Genomic DNA, 19,451 nt, shown 5'->3' with positions numbered 1-19,451 from the left:
TGTCACGGCTTGGTGAACAGCGCGCTGACGCAAACCAGAATGTCCTTCATTCGCATGCCCGTGCACGCCCCCAGCCGCACCGAAAAGAAACAGCCCAAACAACAAGGGCCGACCGCCCTATTTGGCAGTCGGCCCCTTGAGGCAATGTGCAGCGGCGCGCGGCTTCAACGCAGCAAGGTCACGCCCGTCTTGGACTGGATCTGCTCAAAGCTCACCCCAGGCGCCAGCTCCACCAGCTTCAGGCCTTCGGGCGTCACGTCCATCACGCCCAGGTCGGTGATGATGCGGTCCACCACGCCCACACCCGTCAGGGGCAAGGTGCAGCTGGGCAGGATCTTCATGTCTTCGGTGCCGTCTTTCTTGCGCGCCACATGCTCCATGAGCACGATCACGCGCTTGACGCCCGCCACCAAATCCATGGCACCGCCCATGCCCTTGACCATCTTGCCGGGGATCATCCAGTTGGCAAGGTCGCCCTTTTCGCTGACCTGCATGGCACCCAGGATGGACAGGTTGATCTTGCCGCCACGGATCATGGCAAACGACTGGTCGCTGCCAAAAATGGACGAGCCCTTGATGGTGGTGACGGTCTGCTTGCCCGCATTGATCAGGTCGGCATCCACCTCGTCTTCGGTCGGAAACGGGCCAATGCCCAGCATGCCGTTTTCAGACTGCAGCCACACTTCCTTGTCAGCGGGCACAAAATTGGCCACCAACGTGGGAATGCCAATGCCCAGGTTCACGTAAAAGCCGTCTTCGAGCTCATGGGCGGCACGGGCCGCCATTTGGTCTTGACTCCACGACATAGTGATTTCTCCAGCTTGTTCTGTACTGTTGTGCTGCAGCGGGCTCAGACGCCAGCCTTGTCAGTGATGGTGCGCTTTTCAATGCGCTTCTCGGGCGTGGGGTTGTGCACGATGCGGTGCACGTAAATGCCGGGCAGATGGACCTGGTCAGGCGCAATGGCGCCAGTCTCCACCACCTCTTCCACCTCCACAATGCAAAGCTTGCCTGCGGTAGCCGCTGCGGGGTTGAAGTTGCGCGCCGTGAGGCGGAACTGCAGGTTGCCCGACTTGTCGGCACGCCAGGCCTTGACCAGCGACACATCAGGCACCAGCGAGCGCTCCATCACATAGGTTTCGCCATCGAACTCTCGCAGCTCTTTGCCCTCGGCCACGATGGTGCCCACGCCGGTCTTGGTGAAGAAGGCGGGAATGCCCGCGCCACCTGCGCGCAGCTTTTCGGCCAGCGTGCCTTGGGGGGTGAACTCCAGCTCCAGTTCGCCCGCCAGGTACTGGCGCTCAAACTCCTTGTTCTCGCCCACATAGGACGAGATCATTTTCTTGATCTGGCGGGTTTCGAGCAGCTTGCCCAGGCCAAAGCCGTCCACCCCGGCGTTGTTGGAGATGACGGTGAGGTTCTTCACCGCCGAGTCGCGCAGTGCGTCAATCAGGGCTTCAGGGATGCCGCACAGCCCAAAGCCACCCACGGCCAGCAACTGGCCATCGGCTACGACGCCTTCCAGCGCCTTGGCCGCTGAGGGAAATAACTTGTTCACCACGATCTCCTTGCGAATGTTGGATGCACTACGATACTACGTACCCCTGTAAGTAGTACCCCGTAAAGATTTGCCCGCAGTGGAGCACTGCCCTCCCCGATCACAGCACAGACCATGGACATTGACTACCGCTTGGCTTTTGACATGGCCCCCGTCGGGCTGGTGCTTTCTCGCAACCGCACCATGGTGGACTGCAATCGCCACGTCTGCGAGATGTTTGGCGCCTCGCGCGAGGTGTTGATGGGGCAGTCGTTCCAGGTGCTATACCCCAGCGCCGACGAATACGAGCGCCTGGGCGCCCACATGGCCCCCATTTTGAATGCCAAAGGCCACTACGCAGACAACCGGGTGATGAAGCGGGCCAACGGCGAGCTGTTCTGGTGCCATGTGTCGGGCCGCGCGCTCAACCGCGACGAACCCCACGCCTCGGGCATCTGGAGTTTTGAAGACCTCAGCTCGCAACGCCCCGTGCGTGCTGAACTGACCGGCCGCGAGCGCGAGGTGGCCGCGCGCCTGCTGGAGGGGCTGACCTCCAAGGAGATCGGCCGCACGCTGGCCATCAGCCACCGCACGGTGGAGATCTACCGCGCCCGGCTCATGCGCAAGTACAACGCGTCGACGGCGGCCGACCTGGTGCACAAGCTGCTGGCAGGTAACTGATCCCGCAAGCCCCATCTCAGGCTTGCACCTCAGCCCGGCTTGGGCCCGTCAATCACCTCGGCGGCCGAGCGAAAGGCGTCGACCGCCGTGGGCACACCGCAGTAGATGCTGGCGTGCAGCAGCACCTCCTGAATCTCCTGCACGCTGGCACCGTTGTTCAACGCGCCGCGCACATGCCCTTTGAGCTCATGCTGCTTGCCCAGCGCCGTCAGCAAGGCCACGGTGATCAGGCTGCGGGTCTTCAGCTCCAGCCCCTCGCGCTGCCACACGTCGCCCCAGGCATTGCGGGTGATGAACTCCTGCATGGGCATCGTGAAATCGGTGGCATTGGCAAAGGCATTGGCTACAAATTCCTCACCCATCACCTGCTTGCGCGTAGCAAGCCCTTTGTCAAAATCTTTGTGGAAAGTGTCGGTCATGCAGTGGCAACCTCTGGCGGTGCGAACGCGCGCCCGCCGCGCATTCAGAGCGCGGATCATCGCACCGCAGGTGGTGTAGCAGACCTCGTCAAACGCGAGCGCGGCACCTTCGCCCTATGATGGCCGGGATGGCCGGGCCGGTGCCGACATGGCCCCGCACAGACTTTGAGGAGACAAACGGTGACATCCCCCCGCTACCCGCATCCCGATCTGAACACCCTGCCGCCAGACATCCAGGACCGCATCTTGGCGGTGCAAGACAAGGCGGGTTTCATCCCCAACGTGTTCCTGGCCTTTGCGCGCCGCCCGGCCGAGTGGCGGGCCTTCTTCGCGTACCACGATGCGCTCATGCTCAAAGAAGAAGGCAGCCTGACCAAGGGCGAGCGCGAGATGATCGTCACCACCACCAGCGCAGCCAACCAGTGCCTGTATTGCGTGGTGGCCCACGGCGCCATCTTGCGCATCTACGAAAAAAAGCCGCTGGTGGCCGACCAGGTGGCGGTGAACTACCGCAAGGCCGACATCAGCCCGCGCCAGCGCGCCATGCTCGACTTTGCGATGAAGGTGTGCCAGCAGTCGCACGCCATCGAAGAGGCCGACTTCAGCGCGCTGCACGCCCACGGCTTTGACGACGAAGACATCTGGGACATTGCCGCCATCACCGCGTTCTTTGGCCTCTCCAACCGCATGGCGAGCTTTGCCGGGATGATGCCCAACCCCGAGTTTTATGCGATGGGCCGCATGCCCAAGACGCCCCAATGATCCAAACTGCAAAGCGATCCGTGGGCAGGCTGTTGAGCCGCTTGCTCCGGCTGCTGTTTTTGGCCGTGGGGCTGCCCGCTGCCTTTGGCCACGCAGCGGGGCTGCCAGAGGGCTTTCGGTGGGCTCCTGGCCCGGCCAACGCGCTGGCACTGAGCGCCTTGGAGATAGAGCAGCAGCCGGGCCGCTTGCAGCCCTGGCCCAGCGCATCACTGCTACACAACGGCGCACAGCCTCCCACTTACTGGATCACTGCAGGCATGGGCATAGCGCGCCTGGGCATTGACGACCACCCCTTGGCCACCGCCTGGCGCGTGGAAGCCACGGCCAGTGGCGCCCGCCTCGTTCACGTACCCATGGCCGATGTCAAAGCGCCCGACGTGCGCGTGGTGCAGCACAGCGAGCTGCTGCCCATGACTTGCGCATCAGGCTTTACCGACGACTGCACTAGCATCGACGGGGTGCTGCGCATCCACACCAGCTTTGAGGGCAAGAAGCGCACGCGCACGGTGGGTGGCGGTTTCTACGGCACGGAGGGCACCATCCAGCAGGACGTGTACACCGGCACCCGCACGCTGACCATCACCCACCAGCCCACAGGCCGCAGCCTGCAGCTGACCGAGCGGTTGAACGACACCCCCGCCTACACGGCGCCGCAAACCGCCATACGCTACCTGCCCAGCCTGCGCCGGGTGCTGCTGCTGGGGGTGGTGAAAGACCGAGGCATGCCGCTGGCGCACTGCGTGGTGCTGCCCGAGGCTGCGGCTACCTCCACCGCTGCACAGCGGTAGATTGCTCCTGATTTAATAGCTGCCAGCGCTTTCTATACAAGCGCTAGCAGCACATTTTGCTCAAACTGCGCTTGCCAGCGCGCAGGCAACCTCAAACCGCAAAGCCGTCGTCTGCTGCAATCACCGCACCGTTGATGAAATGGCTTTGGTCACTGGCCAGCATCACCAGCAGCGCGTCTAGATCTTCGGGGCTGCCCACGCGCTTGCGCGGCAGCATGTTCACCAGCTTCTGGCCTTGTTCGGTCTGCCAGTGGTGGTGGTTGATTTCGGTGTCGATGTAGCCAGGGCAAATGGCGTTGGTGTTGATGCCAAACTTGCCCCACTCCAGCGCCATGGCGCGCGTCATCTGCACCACGGCGGCCTTGCTCATGCAATACGCGCCAATTTGCGGCAGCACCTTCAGGCCCGCCATGGACGCAATGTTGATGATGCGCCCCCCCGTGAAGCTGCCGGGCGCCGCGCCGCGCGAGCGGGCCAGCATGCGCTTGCCCACCTCTTGCGCCACAAAGAAGGCGCCCTTCACATTGGTGTCGAAGATGAAGTCGTAGTCCTCGGGCGTCACATCCTGGATGCGCTGGGTGGTGCTCACGCCCGAGTTGTTGACCAGGATGTCGATGGAGCCCATCTCCGTCTCGGCGTGCGCCACGGCAGACTTGATGGAGTCGTGGTCCGTCACGTCCAGCTCCACCACATGGGCGTCGCCGCCCTCGCCTTCGATGCGGGCACGCAACTCCTTGAGCTTTTCGATGCGGCGGCTGGCCAGCACCACGCCCGCGCCAGCACGCGCCAGGGTGCGGGCAAACTGTGCGCCCAGCCCGCTGGAAGCGCCGGTCACAAAAGCCACGCGGCCGGACAAGTCGATGCTGTATGCCATTGAAAGCCTCCAATTTCCACAAAAAAGAACGGTCGTTCGATTGTCTGTATTCCTTGAATACAATCAGTCGCCAGCCAGACAGTGGTTCACACTCCTGCCTGTACAAAATCAGACCATTATCAAACGCCCGACGAGACGCTCATGACGAACGAAGAAATTTTGGCCCAGTACGGTCCCCGCGAATCCATGGAGTACGACGTGGTCGTTGTGGGCGGCGGCCCAGGCGGCCTGTCCACCGCCATCCGGCTCAAGCAACTGGCCGCTGAAAAGGGCCAAGACGTCTCGGTGGTCGTGCTGGAAAAAGGCTCAGAGCCTGGCGCGCACATTCTCTCGGGCGCCATCATGGACCCCAAGGCCCTGACCGAGCTGATCCCCGACTGGAAGGCCAAGGGCGCACCACTGAACCAGCCCGTCACCGACGATGCCTACATCTTCCTGAGCCAGAAGTCGGGCTTTCGCGTGCCCAATCCGCTGCTGCCCCCCTTTGCGCACAACCACGGAAACTACATCGTGAGCCTGGGCGCCGTCACCAAGTGGCTGGCCGAGCAGGCCGAAGCCCTGGGCGTGGAAATCTTCCCCGGCTTCACAGCGGCAGAGGTGCTGTACAACGACGATGGCTCGGTGCGCGGCGTCGCCACGGGCAATCTGGGCATTGGCAAAGAAGGCGAGCCCACCGACAACTTCCAGCTCGGCATGGAGCTGTTGGGCAAGTACACCGTGTTTGCCGAAGGCGCACGCGGCCACCTGGGCAAGCAGTTGATTGCGCGCTTTCACCTCGACGAAGGCCGAGACCCACAAAGCTTCGGCATCGGCATCAAGGAACTCTGGGAGATCGACCCCAAGCGCCACCAGCCCGGCCTTGTGATGCACACCGCCGGCTGGCCCATGGAGAACGACACCTACGGCGGCGCGTTCCTCTACCACCTCGAAGGCAACAAGGTCGCTGTCGGCTTTGTGACGGGCCTGGGCTACACCAACCCTTATCTGAGCCCGTTTGAAGAATTCCAGCGCTGGAAGACGCACCCCAACGTCCGCTACTACTTCGAAAACGACAAGGGCGAAGTCACCGCCAAGCGCCTGTCGTATGGCGCGCGCGCCATCAACGCCAGCGGCATCAACGCGCTGCCCAAGACGGTGTTCCCTGGCGGCGCGCTGGTGGGCTGCAACGCGGGCTACCTGAACGTGGGCCGCATCAAGGGCAGCCATGCCGCCATCAAGACCGGCATGCTGGCCGCAGAAGCGGCTTACGAAGCCATCGTAGCGGGCCGCCAGCACGACGAGCTGAGCGCCTACCCCAAGGCATTTGAAGCCAGCTGGCTGCACACCGAGCTGAACAAGGACCGCAACTTCAAGAACTGGTTCAAGTACGGCCTGACCACCGCCACGCTGATGAACGGCTTTGAGCAGTTCGTGCTGCGCGGCCACATCCCCTGGACACTGCACCGCGACAAGCCTGACCATGCGTACCTGAAGCCCGCTGCTGAGTGCAAGCCCATCGACTATCCCAAGCCCGATGGCAAGCTGACCTTTGATCGCCTCTCCAGCGTGTTCATCAGCAACACCAACCACGAAGAGAACCAGCCCGCGCACCTGACGCTCAAAGACGCCAGCGTGCCCGTCAACATCAACCTGGCGAAATACGCAGGCCCCGAGGCGCGCTACTGCCCTGCAGGCGTGTACGAATTTGTGCCCGACACCGCCAAGGGCGGCGATGCCCAGCGCCTGCAGATCAACGCGCAAAACTGCGTGCACTGCAAAACCTGCGACATCAAAGACCCGACGCAGAACATCGTGTGGGTCACCCCCGAGGGCGGTGGCGGCCCCAACTACGCGGGCATGTAAGGCGCCTGCGCCCTGCACATTCAGGCTCCTTCGGGGGCCTTTTTTTATGCCCCTCCACTGCCGACGCAGGGCATGGCGAATTGCAGGTGAGAGCAGCCATTGCTCTCAAATTAATAGCTACCAGCGCTTTATTGATAAGCGCTATAGCGGCAAATCAGCCTTTTTCAGCGTGCGCAGCACAAAGCTGGAGCGGCTGTGGCGTATGCCTTTGATCTTGTAGAGCTTCTCGCGCAGCAGGCGCTCATAGTCCCGCGTGTCTTTGACCACCACGCGCAGCAGGTAGTCGTAGTCGCCCGACACCAGGTGCGCTTCGATCACCTCAGGGATGCTGGCCAGCGTCTCGCCAAACTTCTCTAGCGTGTTGTCGGAATGGCTGTCGAGCGTGACCTGCACCAGCACCGTGTCGGCCAGGTCTAGCGCCTGCGGGTTGATGCGCACCGTGTAGCCCTGGATCACACCCGCCTCTTCCATCTTTTTGATGCGCCCCCAGCAGGGCGAAGGGCTCAGCCCCACAGCCTGCCCAATCTCTTGCAAGCTGGCCCGGGCATCGGCCTGCAGCACCGCGAGAATTTTCCGGTCTATCTTGTCCATGCTGCGCATTATTCCGCCGCAGGCGACTATTCAGAAGATTTTTCTGAATTTCTTAAAAATCAAAGACAAAACAGAAAACAAAACCAGGAAGCAATCCGCATACTTGCTCCATCAAGGCGCTCTTACCGGAGCCGCACAAACTGCCAAGGCCCCGGCTGGTTACCGCCAGCACGGGGCGCTTGCCATGGTGGGTATCACCCTCACCACGCCAGCGCCAATGGCCTGTAGCCCATGTGACTTGATAAGCACACTTACCAGCACAAACCCCGATGCTCCGGCGCAAGGCGGGCCAACATAATGAACCTGACCCGGCGTGCCACCGTGGGCGCGCCGCACAACAGGAGACACCATGCAATTGACCAAACTCGTCGTTGGCCTGAGCCTTGCGCTCGGCTTTGTGGCCACTGCGGCAGCGCAGACCACCATGCGCATCAGCATCTCTACGGCCCAGAACTCGCACCAGGGCGTAGCCATCGACACGTTTGCCAAGGAAGTGGAAAAGCGCACGGGTGGCCGCTACAAGGTGCAGACCTTCTACAACGGCTCTCTGGGTGGCGAGCGTGAGTCGATAGAAGCCGTGCAACTGGGCACACAAGAGCTGGCCTTCAGCTCCAGCGGCCCGGTGCCCAACTTTGTGCCCGAGACCAAAATCCTGGACGTGCCCTTCCTCTTCCGAGACAAGGCCCATGCCCGCGCCGTGCTGGACGGCCCCATCGGCCAAGACCTGCTGGCCAAGTTTGACGCCAAGGGCTTCAAGGCACTGGCCTGGGCTGAAAACGGCTTCCGCCACATGACCAACAGCAAGCGCGATGTGAAGGAGCCCGGCGACCTCAAGGGCCTGAAGATGCGCACCATGGAGAACCCTGTGCACATCGCCGCGTACAAGGGCTTTGGCATCATCACCACGCCCATGGCCTTCCCTGAAGTGTTCACCGCGCTGCAGCAAGGCACCGTGGACGGGCAAGAAAACCCCCTGTCGGTCATCATCTCCGCCAAGTTCGACCAGGTGCAAAAGCACCTGTCCCTGACCGGCCACGTCTACTCACCCGCCATTTTTGTGATGAACAAGGGGTCGTTCGACAAACTGTCGGCTGCTGACAAGCAGGCCTTCCTCGACGCGGCCAAGGAAGGCGCCAAGGCCAACCGCGCCCGCGTGGACGAAGACGATGCCAAGGGCGTGGCCGACCTGCGCGCCAAGGGAATGACGGTGATCGACAACGTGGACAAGGCCAAGTTTGTCGCGGCCCTGGCCCCGGTCAACGCCGAGTTTGAAAAGCAGTTTGGCAAGGCCGCTCTCGACAAGATCCGCGAAGTCAAGTGATTCGGCACTTGAACACCCAGCGGGAGCGCACAGCCTGACCCGCTACTTCACACAACGCCCGTGGCGCCTGCGCCTTCGGGCGTTTTTTGTCTCGAATCCATCCCCTTCAATGGCGTGCCACACCCCATGAAAAATGCTTTTTTGACCTTTGAGCGGTGGAGCACGTCCATCGCCATGCTCGGGGCCTGCACCATGCTGGCCCTGGCCTCCACCCTGGGCATGTTCCAGATCCTGATGCGCTTTGTGCTGGAGCAGCCTGCCGAGTGGACTGAAGTGCTCATCCGCTTCAGCCTGATCTGGATGGTGTTCCTCGCCATCCCGGCGGCCTTTCGCCAAGGCGCCATGGTCAGCGTGGACGTGCTCTACCGCTGGAGCCCCCCGCGCATGAAACGTGTGCTGGACTGGGTGGTGACGCTCGCGGCGCTGGCGCTCATCCTCATCATCGTTTGGTTTGGCTGGGACTATGCACGCCGTGGCGGTGTGCAAAGCATGGCCGGGCTGGAGTCTGTGTCGATGTTCTGGGCCTACCTGGCCATGCCTGTAGGCGGCTTGTTTTGCATCGTCGGCATCGTCGGGAATCTGATCGACCCACTGCGCATGGAACTGGAGACCGCCCAATGAACGCCGCGCCGAGCCGCCTCAAGCAAGTGAACGACCCCCTTGGGGGGCAGCGAGGACATGCAATGCCGAGCGTGGGGGCCAGCACCTGCGCCGCGCCGAGCCGCCTCAAGCAAGTGAACGACCCCCTTGGGGGGCAGCGAGGACATGCCATGCCGAGCGTGGGGGCCACGCTATGAGCGTCGTAATGATCTGCACCATGGTGCTGTGCTTTGCACTCACCGTCTCCGTGGCTGTGTCCATCGGGCTTGCGTCCATTTTGGGCATCCAGGTGTCCAACGCCAACATGCTGATCTCGGTGAAGGAAATGTTCGCCTCGATCAACAAATTTCCGCTGGCAGCCATTCCGTTCTTCATCCTGGCGGGCAACCTGATGGAAACTGGCGGCATCTCCCGCCGTCTGGTCGAATTTGCCAAGAGCATTGTGGGCGGTGTGCAAGGTGGCCTGCCCATGACCTGCGTGCTCACCTGCATGATTTTTGCCGCAGTGTCAGGCTCGTCCGTGGCCACCACGTTTGCGATCGGCGCCATCCTGATTCCGGCGCTCATCAAGCACGGCTACCCCACCAGCTACGCAGCTGCCTTGCAGGCCACCAGTGCGGAATTGGGCGTCATCATCCCGCCCTCCATCCCCATGATCCTGTACGGTGTGAGCGCCGAGGTGTCGATTGGCGAGCTGTTCATCGCGGGCTTTGGCCCCGGTTTGCTGATCAGCGGCGCCCTCATGCTTTTTGTCTGGGCCTACTGCAAATACAAGGGCTGGGGCAAGAACGATGGCGATGGGCGCCTGTCCTTTGGCAAGGCCACGTTGCAAGCGGGCTGGGCACTGCTCATGCCGGTCATCATCCTGGGCGGCATCTACGGCGGCGTATTCACCCCCACTGAAGCGTCGGCCGTGGCGGTGTTCTACGCACTGGTCGTGGGCATGGTGATCTACCGCGAGATCAAGATCAAGGACCTGTACGCCATCCTGCGCAAGTCGGCCATTTCGTCGGCAGTGATCATGTTCATCATCGCCAACGCCGGGCTGTTTGCGTTCCTCATCACGCGCGCTGGTGTGCCCGATGCCATTGGCCGCTGGCTGGAATCGGTGCTGCAATCCCCCGCCATGTTCCTGCTGGGCGTGAATGCCGCACTGTTTGTCATCGGCATGTTCATCGAGACCAGCGCCGCCATCATCGTGCTCGCGCCCATCCTGGCTCCTGTGGCCATGCACTTTGGCATCGACCCAGTGCACTTCGGCCTGATCATGGTGGTGAACCTGGCGCTGGGCATGATCACGCCACCGTTTGGCGTGAACCTGTTTGCCGCCTGCACGGTGGCCAAGATCTCGCTGGACCGCATCGTGGGGCACTTGCTGCCGTTTGTAGGCGTGATCCTGGCATGCCTCATGGTCATTACCTACGTGCCGTCGATTTCGTTGGCACTGCGCGATCTGGTGTACGCAAAGTAGGCTTACAATCCGCCCCGTCAGGAGAGAGTGCCCCACCTTGCGGCCCAAGGCCGTGCGGCACCGCCGAAGGCGCAGGCAGCAGCCAAACGCTCAGGCAAAAGGACTGACAACCGCCCGCAGTGATGCGGGCGTTCCCTTGCTGGAGAGAGATAGCCCCCACACGAAAACTGTGCGCGAGGCTATCCACCGAAGGAGCAAACCGCACGGCCAGCCAGGGCGCTGCGGTGAATCTCTCAGGTAAAGCGGACAGCAGGGCAAATGTCGTAACCCCCCCGTGGGTTGCGTCCTCTATTTGCCCTGGAGTCACTGCCGCATGTCCGCCCCTACCGCCACCCCAGCAGCCACTCTGCTGACCACGCCCCTTAACGCCCTGCACATTGAGCTGGGTGCCCGCATGGTGCCTTTTGCGGGTTACTCCATGCCGGTGCAATACCCGGCTGGTCTGATGGCCGAGCATGTACACACCCGCACCGCCGCAGGCCTGTTTGACGTGTCCCACATGGGGCAGCTCAAGCTCATCGGTGCCGACGCCGCCGCCGCGTTCGAGACGCTGATGCCCGTGGACGTGATCGACCTGCCAGTGGGCAAGCAACGCTACGGCCTGTTGCTCACCGACGAGGGCACGGTCATCGACGATCTGATGTTCTTCAACCAAGGCACCGTGGATGGCGAACCCACGCTGTTTGTCATCGTCAACGGTGCTTGCAAAGTGGGTGACATCGCCCACATCCAGGCCCGCATCGGCCAGCGCTGCAAGGTGGTACCCATGCCCGACCACGCCTTGCTCGCACTGCAAGGTCCGCAAGCCGTCACCGCCCTCGCCCGTCTAGCGCCCGGCGTTGAAAAGCTGGTGTTCATGACCGGCGGCACATTCACCATCGCAGGCTGCGACTGCTTTGTGACCCGCAGCGGCTACACCGGCGAAGACGGTTTTGAAATCTCGGTGCCCGCAGCGCAGGCAGACACCCTGGCCCGCGCCCTGCTGGCCCAGCCCGAGGTCAAACCCATCGGCCTGGGCGCGCGCAATTCGCTGCGGCTCGAAGCCGGTCTGTGCCTGTATGGCAACGACATCGACACCACCACCACACCGCCCGAAGCCGCGCTGAACTGGGCCATCCAGAAAGTGCGCCGCACCGGTGGTGCACGCGCTGGTGGCTTCCCTGGCGCAGACAAGGTGCTGGCGCAGATCGACAACCCCGCCACCCTGCCCCGCAAACGGGTCGGCCTGGTCGCACTGGAGCGTGTGCCCGTGCGCGAGCACACCGAGCTGCAAAGCCCCGATGGCCAGAAGATCGGCGAAGTCACCAGTGGCCTGCTAGGCCCCACGGTGAACGAACCCGTGGCCATGGGCTACGTGCTGCCTGCGTTTGCCGCCATCGGCACCCGTGTGAACGCCATCGTGCGTGGCAAGGCCGTGCCGATGGAAGTGCGCGCCATGCCTTTCACGCCCGCCAACTATTTCCGCGGCTGAAGCCAGCGGGGCGATGGTGCGTCATACGCCGCCCCCGCTGCAGCCGCTACATTCAGGTTTCGCTTTTTCAAACCCTTTTCAACCCATTTCGAGGAGCCCCTCATGACCGTCAAATTTTCCAAAGAACACGAGTGGATCAACACCGCCGACACCGCTGCCGCTGTGGTGGGCATCACCGTGCACGCGCAAGACGCGCTGGGCGATGTGGTGTTTGTGGACCTGCCCGAGGTGGGCGCAACGTTCAACCAGGGTGACGTGGCAGGCGTGGTCGAATCCGTGAAGGCTGCTGCCGATGTGTACATGCCCGTCACCGGCGAGATCGTGGAAGTGAACGAAGCCCTGCGCGCCGACCCCGCCCTGGCCAACACCGACCCGCTGGGCGCTGGCTGGTTCTTCAAGGTCAAGTTGGCCGACGCAGGCCAGCTGGCCGAGCTGATGGACGAAACGGCCTACACCGCCTTCGCCGCCAACGCCTGATTGGCACTTGGCCACTCTCCGGTTTCAAAAACCATAGCTGCCAGCGCTTGATTTCATTGAGTTTCAAGGCAAAAGTCCTTGAATCGCACCGAATACAAGCGCGAGCAGCTTCTCTTTTCATAGCACCCCTACGCCCGCCATGACCGCCGCCCTGTCCACATCCCTGCCGTTGTCCGCGCTGGAAAACGCTGCCGAATTCCTGCCCCGCCACATCGGCATCGATGCGGCCGATGAAGCCCACATGCTGTCGGTGATTGGCGAGGCCTCGCGCCGCGCGCTGATCGACTCCATCGTGCCGCGCTCCATCGCACGCAGCAGCGCCATGGACCTGCCCCCGGCCACCACCGAGGCCGCGGCGCTGGCGCAGCTCAAAGCCATCGCGGGCAAGAACCAGGTGCTCAAGAGCTTCATCGGCCAGGGCTACTACGGCACGCACACCCCCGGCGTCATCCTGCGCAACATTCTGGAGAACCCCGCCTGGTACACCGCCTACACGCCCTACCAGGCCGAAATTTCGCAGGGCCGCATGGAAGCCCTGGTCAACTTCCAGACCATGGTGTGCGACCTGACCGGCATGCCCATTGCCAACGCATCGATGCTGGACGAAGCCACCGCCGCTGCCGAGGCCATGACGCTGGCCAAGCGCTCCGTCAAAAGCAAGAGCAACGTGTTTGTGGTGGCAGGCGACGCCCACCCCCAGACCATCGAAGTGATCCAGACCCGCGCCAAGCCCTTGGGGCTGGAGGTGAAGCTGGCCAACTCAGCCGAAGAATGGAACACCCTGCTGGCGGGCGACTACTTTGCTGTGCTGGCGCAGTACCCATCGACCAGCGGCCGCATTGATAACCTGCGCGCCGATGTGGAAACAGCCCACGCCAAGCAAGCAGCCTTCATCGTAGCCGCAGACCTGCTGGCCCTCACGCTCATCACCCCGCCCGGCGAACAGGGCGCGGACATTGTGGTGGGCACCACCCAGCGCTTTGGCATGCCCATGGGCGCAGGCGGCCCACACGCCGCCTACATGGCCTGCCGCGACGAATTCAAACGCAGCATGCCCGGCCGCCTGGTGGGCGTGAGCGTGGACGTGCACGGCAAGCCCGCCTACCGACTGGCCCTGCAAACGCGCGAACAGCACATCCGCCGCGAAAAAGCGACCTCCAACATCTGCACGGCCCAGGTGCTGCCCGCCGTCATCGCCAGCATGTACGCCGTGTACCACGGCCCCCAGGGCCTGCAGCGCATTGCCCAGCGCGTGGCAAGCTACACCGCCGTCCTGGCGCAAGGCCTGAAGCAACTCGGCGCCCCCGTGCGCGAACAAGCCAGCTTCGACACCCTGAGCCTGCACACCGGCGCCGCTACCAAAACCATAGCTTCTCGCGCTGTATCCATGGGCGCCAACCTGCGCATTTACTTTGAAGAGTTCCTGTGCATCTCGCTGGACGAAACCACCACGCGTGCTGACATCGAGCTGCTGTGGAAGGTCTTCGCCAAGGACGGCCAGCAGCTCCCCACGTTCGCCGCCTTTGAAAACGGTGTGGAGCCACTGATCCCCGCCGCGCTGCGCCGCACCAGCAGCTACCTCACGCACCCGGTCTTCAACACCCACCACAGTGAGACCGGCATGCTGCGCTACATCCGTGCGCTGTCTGACAAAGACCTGGCGCTGGACCGCAGCATGATCCCGCTGGGCTCGTGCACGATGAAGCTCAACGCCACCAGCGAGATGATCCCCATCACCTGGCCTGAGTTTGCGAACATGCACCCGTTTGCCCCTGCCGACCAGCAACAGGGCTACAAGGAGCTGGACGAGCAGCTGCGCGCCTGGCTGTGCCAGGCCACCGGCTACGCGGGCATCAGCCTGCAGCCCAACGCAGGCAGCCAGGGCGAATACGCGGGCCTCTTGGCCATCAAGGGCTACCACGAGTCGCGCGGCGAAGGCCACCGCAACATCTGCCTCATCCCCAGCAGCGCCCACGGCACCAACCCCGCCAGCGCGCAAATGGTGGGCATGCAGGTGGTGGTGACGGCGTGCGACGCCAACGGCAACGTGGACCTGGCAGACCTGAAGGCCAAGTGCGAACAGCACAGTGCCAACCTGGCCTGCGTGATGATCACCTACCCCAGCACACACGGCGTGTTCGAGACCAGCGTGAAGGAGCTGTGCGCCCTGGTGCACAGCCACGGTGGCCGCGTGTATGTGGACGGAGCCAACATGAACGCCCTGGTGGGCGTGGCCGCCCCCGGCGAGTTTGGTGGCGACGTGAGCCACCTGAACCTGCACAAGACCTTCTGCATTCCCCACGGCGGTGGCGGCCCCGGCGTAGGCCCCGTGTGCGTGGTGGCAGACCTCGTGCCCTTCCTTCCCGGCCTGCCCGGTCAGGGCGACCAGCCGCGCAACCCGGCGACTGGCACAGTGGGCCCCGTGAGCGCAGCCCCCCTGGGCAACGCCGCCGTGCTGCCCATCAGCTGGATGTACATCCGCATGATGGGCGCCGACGGGTTGCAAGCGGCTACAGAGACGGCCATCCTCAGCGCCAACTACATCAGCGCCCGCCTCAAGGACCACTACCCCACGCTGTACGCAAGTGAAAACGGCCACGTCGCGCACGAGTGCATCCTGGACCTGCGCGGCCTCAAGGAAACCAGCGGCGTGATGGCTGAAGACGTGGCCAAGCGCCTGATCGACTACGGCTTCCACGCCCCCACGCTCAGCTTCCCCGTGCCCAACACGCTGATGGTAGAGCCCACCGAGAGCGAGACGCTGTTCGAGATCGACCGCTTCATCGACGCGATGATCGCCATCCGCGAAGAGATCCGCCAGATTGAGGCGGGCAAGCTTCCGCAGGACAACAACCCGCTGAAGAATGCGCCGCACACTGCAGAGAACCTGCTGAGTGGCGAATGGGCCCGCCCCTACACCCGCGAAGCCGCCGCCTACCCTGTGGCGGCGCTCCGTCAGGCCAAGTATTGGTCGCCCGTGGGACGGGTGGATAACGTGTATGGGGACCGGAATCTGTTTTGTAGCTGTGTGCCGGTGAGTGAGTTGGCGTAAGCCTAGACTTTTCTGCTCCGAGTTGAGCAGAGAAATCCCCGGTGCAAACGCAAAAAGGCCTGAGAGATCAGGCCTTTTTTCATGCTTACATTCCCTCGTTGAGCCTTTTGGCGTTCGGTTCACTCATTGCACGAATTCAAAGGAACACCCGTTGTCTAAACACTTCACCAACACGATATGGACTTCACCCGGTTCAATAGACACCTATCAAGGTCGAAATTGAACTGGAGAGTGAGAAATGAAGAGAGTGCGATACCCGGCTGAGTTCAAGGCAGAAGCCGTCAAACAGGTGACCGAGCGTGGTCATGGGGTAGTGGATGTAGCCAATCGATTGGGCATGTCAGACAAAAGCCTGTACCTGTGGGTGCGGCTTGCCAAAGAGCAATCGAGCGCAGGGGGGGCAGAGACAAGCCAGCTCAAGGCCGAGGTATCCCGGCTCAAAGCGGAGCTCAAAAGGGCCAATGAGGAGCGCGACATCCTAAAAAAGGCCGCAACGTACTTTGCCAAGCTGTCCGGGTGAAGTACGCATTCATGGCCGAACATAAAGGCCAGTTCCGGCTCAGCAGCATGTGCCGCGTTCTGCGCGTACAGCGCAGTGGCTATTACGCTTGGAAGGCCAATCCAAAGTCCAAACGCGCCTTAGCCGATGATGTTTTGCTGGCAAGCATTCGGCAATCCTTTGACGACAGCCATGGGATTTATGGAAGCCCACGCATCCTGCGGGACTTGCGAGAGGACGGTATGGCGTGCGGTCAAAAACGTGTAGCACGCCTGATGCGCCAGGCCCAACTGCGCTCAGTGCGTGGTTACAAGCGGCCACGCTACCGAGTCGGTCTTCCTGCGACTGCCGCACCGAACCGGTTGCAACGTGAGTTCACGGTCACGCTACCGAACCAAGTGTGGGTCACCGACATTACCTATATCCGAACCCATGAGGGCTGGTTGTACCTAACGGCCGTAATTGACCTGTACTCGCGCATGGTGGTCGGCTGGGCGATGAACTCCAGCATGGCTACAGAGTTGGTGTTGGATGCGCTCACGATGGCAGTGTGGCGCAGGCGCCCAACGGGTCCAGTGATGATCCATTCCGACCAAGGAAGTCAGTTTGGCAGTGACGACTTCGCCCGCTGGTGCAAGGACAACCAATTGGTGCCAAGCATGAGCCGACGTGGAAACTGTTGGGACAACGCGGTAGCAGAGTCCTTCTTCAGCAGCTTGAAGAAGGAGAGAGTCAAACGCCATATCTATGCCACCAGGCAAGACGCCAAGTCAGATGTGTTTGACTACATCGAAGGTTTTTACAATCGAATCCGTCGGCACAGTCACCTAGACCAACTGAGTCCGCTGGCATTCGAACAACTTCGAAACGGAAGTTGAAATATGTCTACGAAACCGGGTGAAGTCCACCGCACAGAATACGGCGCTTGCAAATGTCTTCACCTCGCGCTGACGGTAATGCCACTCTCAGACGCATCGAAATGGCCTCAAGACTTTAGGCACATGAGATGGAACGAGTTACTGGCGGTGATCAAAAATCCCGTGATCGAGACAAAACCAACACGTGACAAGAGCGAAGCATTCAAGGCCATCGAGGACGGCATGGCGCGCAGCGAAAAGGAAGCCCAATCGAGTTCAAATGAGGCAGGACGCGTAGCCACCATCGGCCTGCTATTCGAAAAAGCCCCTGAGTTATTGAAAAGTGGCTATCACTTCATTGGTTTTGAAGGCGGGCTCAGCGCCCTTGCAAATTCGGACCTTGCAACGCTCAAAAACCGCGGCCACTACAAGTACGCTGACCGGCAACACGGCACCAATTGGATTCCGCTGGTACGTGTGGTAAATCGATATTTGGAGCTCGAAGAGCTGGAGCATCGCAAGCAGACGATCTAACTACCTGTCGCTCAGGACTTACCCATCGGCCTTAGCAACGAAACAACCAAAACGTGCACATCTCGATCTGCAATACAGATGCGCAACGTCAAGTTTTTTTCCTTTCCAAGGTGAGATGCGACATGTTGCATCCAGATGCCTTACCGCCGCACAAACAACCTAACATAAGCTTTTTCATTCTTTCTTGGAGTTTTCTTCATGCGCGTTCTTTTCGCCTTGCTCGCTTCTCTGGCCCTGGCCCCCGCCGCCATGGCACAAACCAAACCCGTCACCACGGCCAGTGGCTTGGTGTATGAAGTGATCAAGGAAGGCTCGGGCGAATCGCCCAAGGCGACAGATACGGTGAAGGTGCACTACAAAGGCACGTTCCCTGATGGCAAGGAGTTCGATAGCTCTTACAAGCGTGGCGAACCCACAGAGTTTCCGCTGAACCGGGTGATCCCCTGCTGGACGGAAGGCGTGCAGCGCATGAAGCCCGGTGGCAAGGCCAAGCTGACTTGCCCGCCTGGCATTGCCTATGGCGCCAACGGGGCTGGTGGCGTGATTCCGCCCAACGCCACGCTGAACTTTGAGATCGAGCTGATTTCTGTGAAGCGCTGAGCTTCCAGATGCTGCTGAAGGTGGGAGAGTTGGCGCAGCGCGCGGGCCTGACGGTTCGCACGCTGCACCATTACGACGCCATTGGACTGCTCACGCCTTCGGGCAGGTCAGAGTCGGGTTACCGCCTTTACGGCCAGGTCGACGTGCAACGGCTGCACGCCATCCAAACGATGCGCCAGATGGGTCTGGCGCTCAATGACATCACCCACCTGCTGGAGGGTGACAGCGTGGCGCCCGAGCGCATCATCGGCCAGCAGATCCGCGCGCTGGACCAGCAAATAGCGCAAGCCACGGAACTGCGCGGGCGCCTGACCATGCTGCGCGACGGCCTGATGGCGGGGGCCGAGCCTGACATGGGTAACTGGCTCGAAGCGCTGGCGCTCATGACCACCTATGGCAAGTATTTCAGCTCGGCCGAACTCAAGCAGATCTTCAGCAGCTGGAACCTGATTGAGGCGGATTGGCTTATTGTGAAGGACCTGGTGCAAAGCGCCATGGACCGCCAGTTGCCACCTGACACCCCCGAAGTCCAGGCGCTGGCCTACCGCTGGATGGGGTTGATGCTGCACTGGATGGGGGGCGACTTGGACCTGCTGGAGCGTTGGGGTCACATGTTCCGCACCGAGCCCAGCACGCAAGGGCGCAACCATGCGCCCGCAGGCGAGATGATTGAATACATCGAAACGGCCATCAAGCTGCGCATGGCACTCCTAGAAAAGTACCTGACACACGACGACCTGCGCACGCTGGGCCATGTGCCGCACACCGACTGGGCAGCATTGGAGGCCGATGTGCAACAGCTTCTGGCCCGTGCCGTACCACACCAGCATCCTGACGCTGCAGCCGCCGCGCTGCGCTGGGGCGCGCTGTTCGACACACTGACGCGCAGCAGCCCCGAATTGCGCCAAAAGCTGCTCACAGCGTCTGCCAGCGAACCGCTGCTACAGGCGGGTTCGCCCCTGAGCGCACCCGTGCGCTCGTATCTGCAAGCGGCGCTGGCACACGCTGCCACAGCCAACGGATCGACTGAAGCGCGGCCATCCGCACAGGGGTAAAAAAGTGCTCAAGAGTGCTT

General features: G+C 61.9%; 20 protein-coding genes and 2 riboswitches. Of the genes, 15 read left to right on the top strand and 5 right to left on the bottom strand.

Annotation, left to right across the window (positions count from 1 at the left end; all coding sequences use genetic code 11):
- Positions 1 to 164: 164 nt before the first annotated feature.
- Together CLU86_RS06255 and CLU86_RS06250 are read right to left on the bottom strand one after the other, a co-directional pair.
- Positions 165 to 806, bottom strand: a complete 642-nt coding sequence (locus CLU86_RS06255) for a CoA transferase subunit B (RefSeq protein WP_099655319.1) — start codon at positions 804 to 806, stop codon at positions 165 to 167.
- Positions 807 to 850: 44 nt separating this feature from the next.
- Positions 851 to 1,558 carry a CoA transferase subunit A gene (locus tag CLU86_RS06250; protein WP_099741030.1) on the bottom strand — a complete coding sequence of 236 codons (708 nt, stop codon included), beginning with the start codon at positions 1,556 to 1,558 and terminating at the stop codon, positions 851 to 853.
- A gap of 114 nt (positions 1,559 to 1,672) precedes the next feature.
- Here CLU86_RS06250 and CLU86_RS06245 point away from each other — a divergent pair, with 114 nt between their 5' ends.
- Positions 1,673 to 2,218: a PAS and helix-turn-helix domain-containing protein gene (locus CLU86_RS06245; RefSeq protein WP_099741029.1), complete on the top strand. Its 546-nt coding sequence runs from the start codon at positions 1,673 to 1,675 to the stop codon at positions 2,216 to 2,218.
- Positions 2,219 to 2,247: 29 nt separating this feature from the next.
- Here CLU86_RS06245 and CLU86_RS06240 read toward each other — a convergent pair whose 3' ends face one another.
- Positions 2,248 to 2,637 (bottom strand): carboxymuconolactone decarboxylase family protein, encoded by a 390-nt coding sequence (locus CLU86_RS06240; protein WP_099741028.1) that lies wholly within the window; start codon positions 2,635 to 2,637, stop codon positions 2,248 to 2,250.
- 180 nt (positions 2,638 to 2,817) lie between these two features.
- Here CLU86_RS06240 and CLU86_RS06235 point away from each other — a divergent pair, with 180 nt between their 5' ends.
- Positions 2,818 to 3,399 (top strand): peroxidase-related enzyme, encoded by a 582-nt coding sequence (locus CLU86_RS06235; RefSeq protein ID WP_099741027.1) that lies wholly within the window; start codon positions 2,818 to 2,820, stop codon positions 3,397 to 3,399.
- Complete coding sequence (locus tag CLU86_RS06230) at positions 3,396 to 4,187, top strand: hypothetical protein (protein ID WP_099741026.1); 792 nt, start codon at positions 3,396 to 3,398, stop codon at positions 4,185 to 4,187. Before CLU86_RS06235 ends, CLU86_RS06230 begins: the two co-directional genes overlap by 4 nt.
- Positions 4,188 to 4,278: 91 nt before the next feature.
- Here the strand turns inward: CLU86_RS06230 and CLU86_RS06225 are convergent, their stop codons facing one another.
- Entirely contained in the window at positions 4,279 to 5,061 is a 783-nt protein-coding gene (locus CLU86_RS06225; RefSeq protein WP_099741025.1) for an SDR family oxidoreductase, read from the bottom strand.
- Between the two features lie 141 nt (positions 5,062 to 5,202).
- Here CLU86_RS06225 and CLU86_RS06220 point away from each other — a divergent pair, with 141 nt between their 5' ends.
- On the top strand, positions 5,203 to 6,903 hold the full coding sequence (locus CLU86_RS06220; RefSeq protein ID WP_099741024.1) for an electron transfer flavoprotein-ubiquinone oxidoreductase: 1,701 nt from the start codon (positions 5,203 to 5,205) through the stop codon (positions 6,901 to 6,903).
- A gap of 141 nt (positions 6,904 to 7,044) precedes the next feature.
- Here the strand turns inward: CLU86_RS06220 and CLU86_RS06215 are convergent, their stop codons facing one another.
- Positions 7,045 to 7,494 (bottom strand): Lrp/AsnC family transcriptional regulator, encoded by a 450-nt coding sequence (locus CLU86_RS06215; protein WP_099658598.1) that lies wholly within the window; start codon positions 7,492 to 7,494, stop codon positions 7,045 to 7,047.
- Here CLU86_RS06215 and CLU86_RS22565 point away from each other — a divergent pair.
- The 11 genes from CLU86_RS22565 (at position 7,493) to CLU86_RS06160 (ending at position 19,431) form a co-directional block, all read left to right on the top strand.
- Entirely contained in the window at positions 7,493 to 7,792 is a 300-nt protein-coding gene (locus tag CLU86_RS22565; RefSeq protein ID WP_143226670.1) for a hypothetical protein, read from the top strand. The genes CLU86_RS06215 and CLU86_RS22565 overlap by 2 nt on opposite strands.
- 51 nt (positions 7,793 to 7,843) lie before the next feature.
- Complete coding sequence (locus tag CLU86_RS06210; protein ID WP_099741023.1) at positions 7,844 to 8,815, top strand: TRAP transporter substrate-binding protein; 972 nt, start codon at positions 7,844 to 7,846, stop codon at positions 8,813 to 8,815.
- A gap of 126 nt (positions 8,816 to 8,941) precedes the next feature.
- Positions 8,942 to 9,436 (top strand): TRAP transporter small permease, encoded by a 495-nt coding sequence (locus CLU86_RS06205; RefSeq protein WP_099741022.1) that lies wholly within the window; start codon positions 8,942 to 8,944, stop codon positions 9,434 to 9,436.
- A gap of 172 nt (positions 9,437 to 9,608) precedes the next feature.
- Positions 9,609 to 10,886 (top strand): TRAP transporter large permease, encoded by a 1,278-nt coding sequence (locus tag CLU86_RS06200; RefSeq protein WP_099741021.1) that lies wholly within the window; start codon positions 9,609 to 9,611, stop codon positions 10,884 to 10,886.
- A 16-nt stretch (positions 10,887 to 10,902) separates the two neighbouring features.
- Positions 10,903 to 10,994: riboswitch (glycine riboswitch) on the top strand.
- A 21-nt stretch (positions 10,995 to 11,015) separates the two neighbouring features.
- Positions 11,016 to 11,146: riboswitch (glycine riboswitch) on the top strand.
- 53 nt (positions 11,147 to 11,199) lie between these two features.
- Entirely contained in the window at positions 11,200 to 12,357 is a 1,158-nt protein-coding gene (gcvT, locus tag CLU86_RS06195; protein ID WP_099741020.1) for a glycine cleavage system aminomethyltransferase GcvT, read from the top strand.
- A gap of 102 nt (positions 12,358 to 12,459) precedes the next feature.
- Positions 12,460 to 12,834: a glycine cleavage system protein GcvH gene (gene gcvH, locus CLU86_RS06190; protein ID WP_099655307.1), complete on the top strand. Its 375-nt coding sequence runs from the start codon at positions 12,460 to 12,462 to the stop codon at positions 12,832 to 12,834.
- Positions 12,835 to 12,973: 139 nt separating this feature from the next.
- Entirely contained in the window at positions 12,974 to 15,886 is a 2,913-nt protein-coding gene (gcvP, locus tag CLU86_RS06185; RefSeq protein ID WP_099741019.1) for an aminomethyl-transferring glycine dehydrogenase, read from the top strand.
- 238 nt (positions 15,887 to 16,124) lie between these two features.
- Positions 16,125 to 17,263, top strand: a protein-coding gene (locus tag CLU86_RS06175; protein ID WP_369803799.1) for an IS3 family transposase whose coding sequence is annotated in 2 segments (ribosomal slippage) — positions 16,125 to 16,374 and positions 16,374 to 17,263 — 1,140 coding nt in all. Because the reading frame shifts where the segments join, the coding sequence is not laid out codon by codon here.
- Positions 17,264 to 17,386: 123 nt separating this feature from the next.
- Complete coding sequence (locus CLU86_RS06170) at positions 17,387 to 17,776, top strand: hypothetical protein (protein WP_099741018.1); 390 nt, start codon at positions 17,387 to 17,389, stop codon at positions 17,774 to 17,776.
- A gap of 198 nt (positions 17,777 to 17,974) precedes the next feature.
- Positions 17,975 to 18,376, top strand: a complete 402-nt coding sequence (locus tag CLU86_RS06165; RefSeq protein WP_099741017.1) for an FKBP-type peptidyl-prolyl cis-trans isomerase — start codon at positions 17,975 to 17,977, stop codon at positions 18,374 to 18,376.
- Positions 18,377 to 18,384: 8 nt separating this feature from the next.
- Positions 18,385 to 19,431, top strand: coding sequence for a MerR family transcriptional regulator (locus CLU86_RS06160; protein ID WP_099741016.1), 1,047 nt, complete (start codon positions 18,385 to 18,387; stop codon positions 19,429 to 19,431).
- The last annotated feature ends 20 nt before the right edge of the window (positions 19,432 to 19,451 follow it).

This window comes from Acidovorax sp. 62 (assembly GCF_002754495.1).
Classification (GTDB): domain Bacteria; phylum Pseudomonadota; class Gammaproteobacteria; order Burkholderiales; family Burkholderiaceae_C; genus Acidovorax.
This window is presented reverse-complemented; position numbering and strand designations above follow the sequence as displayed.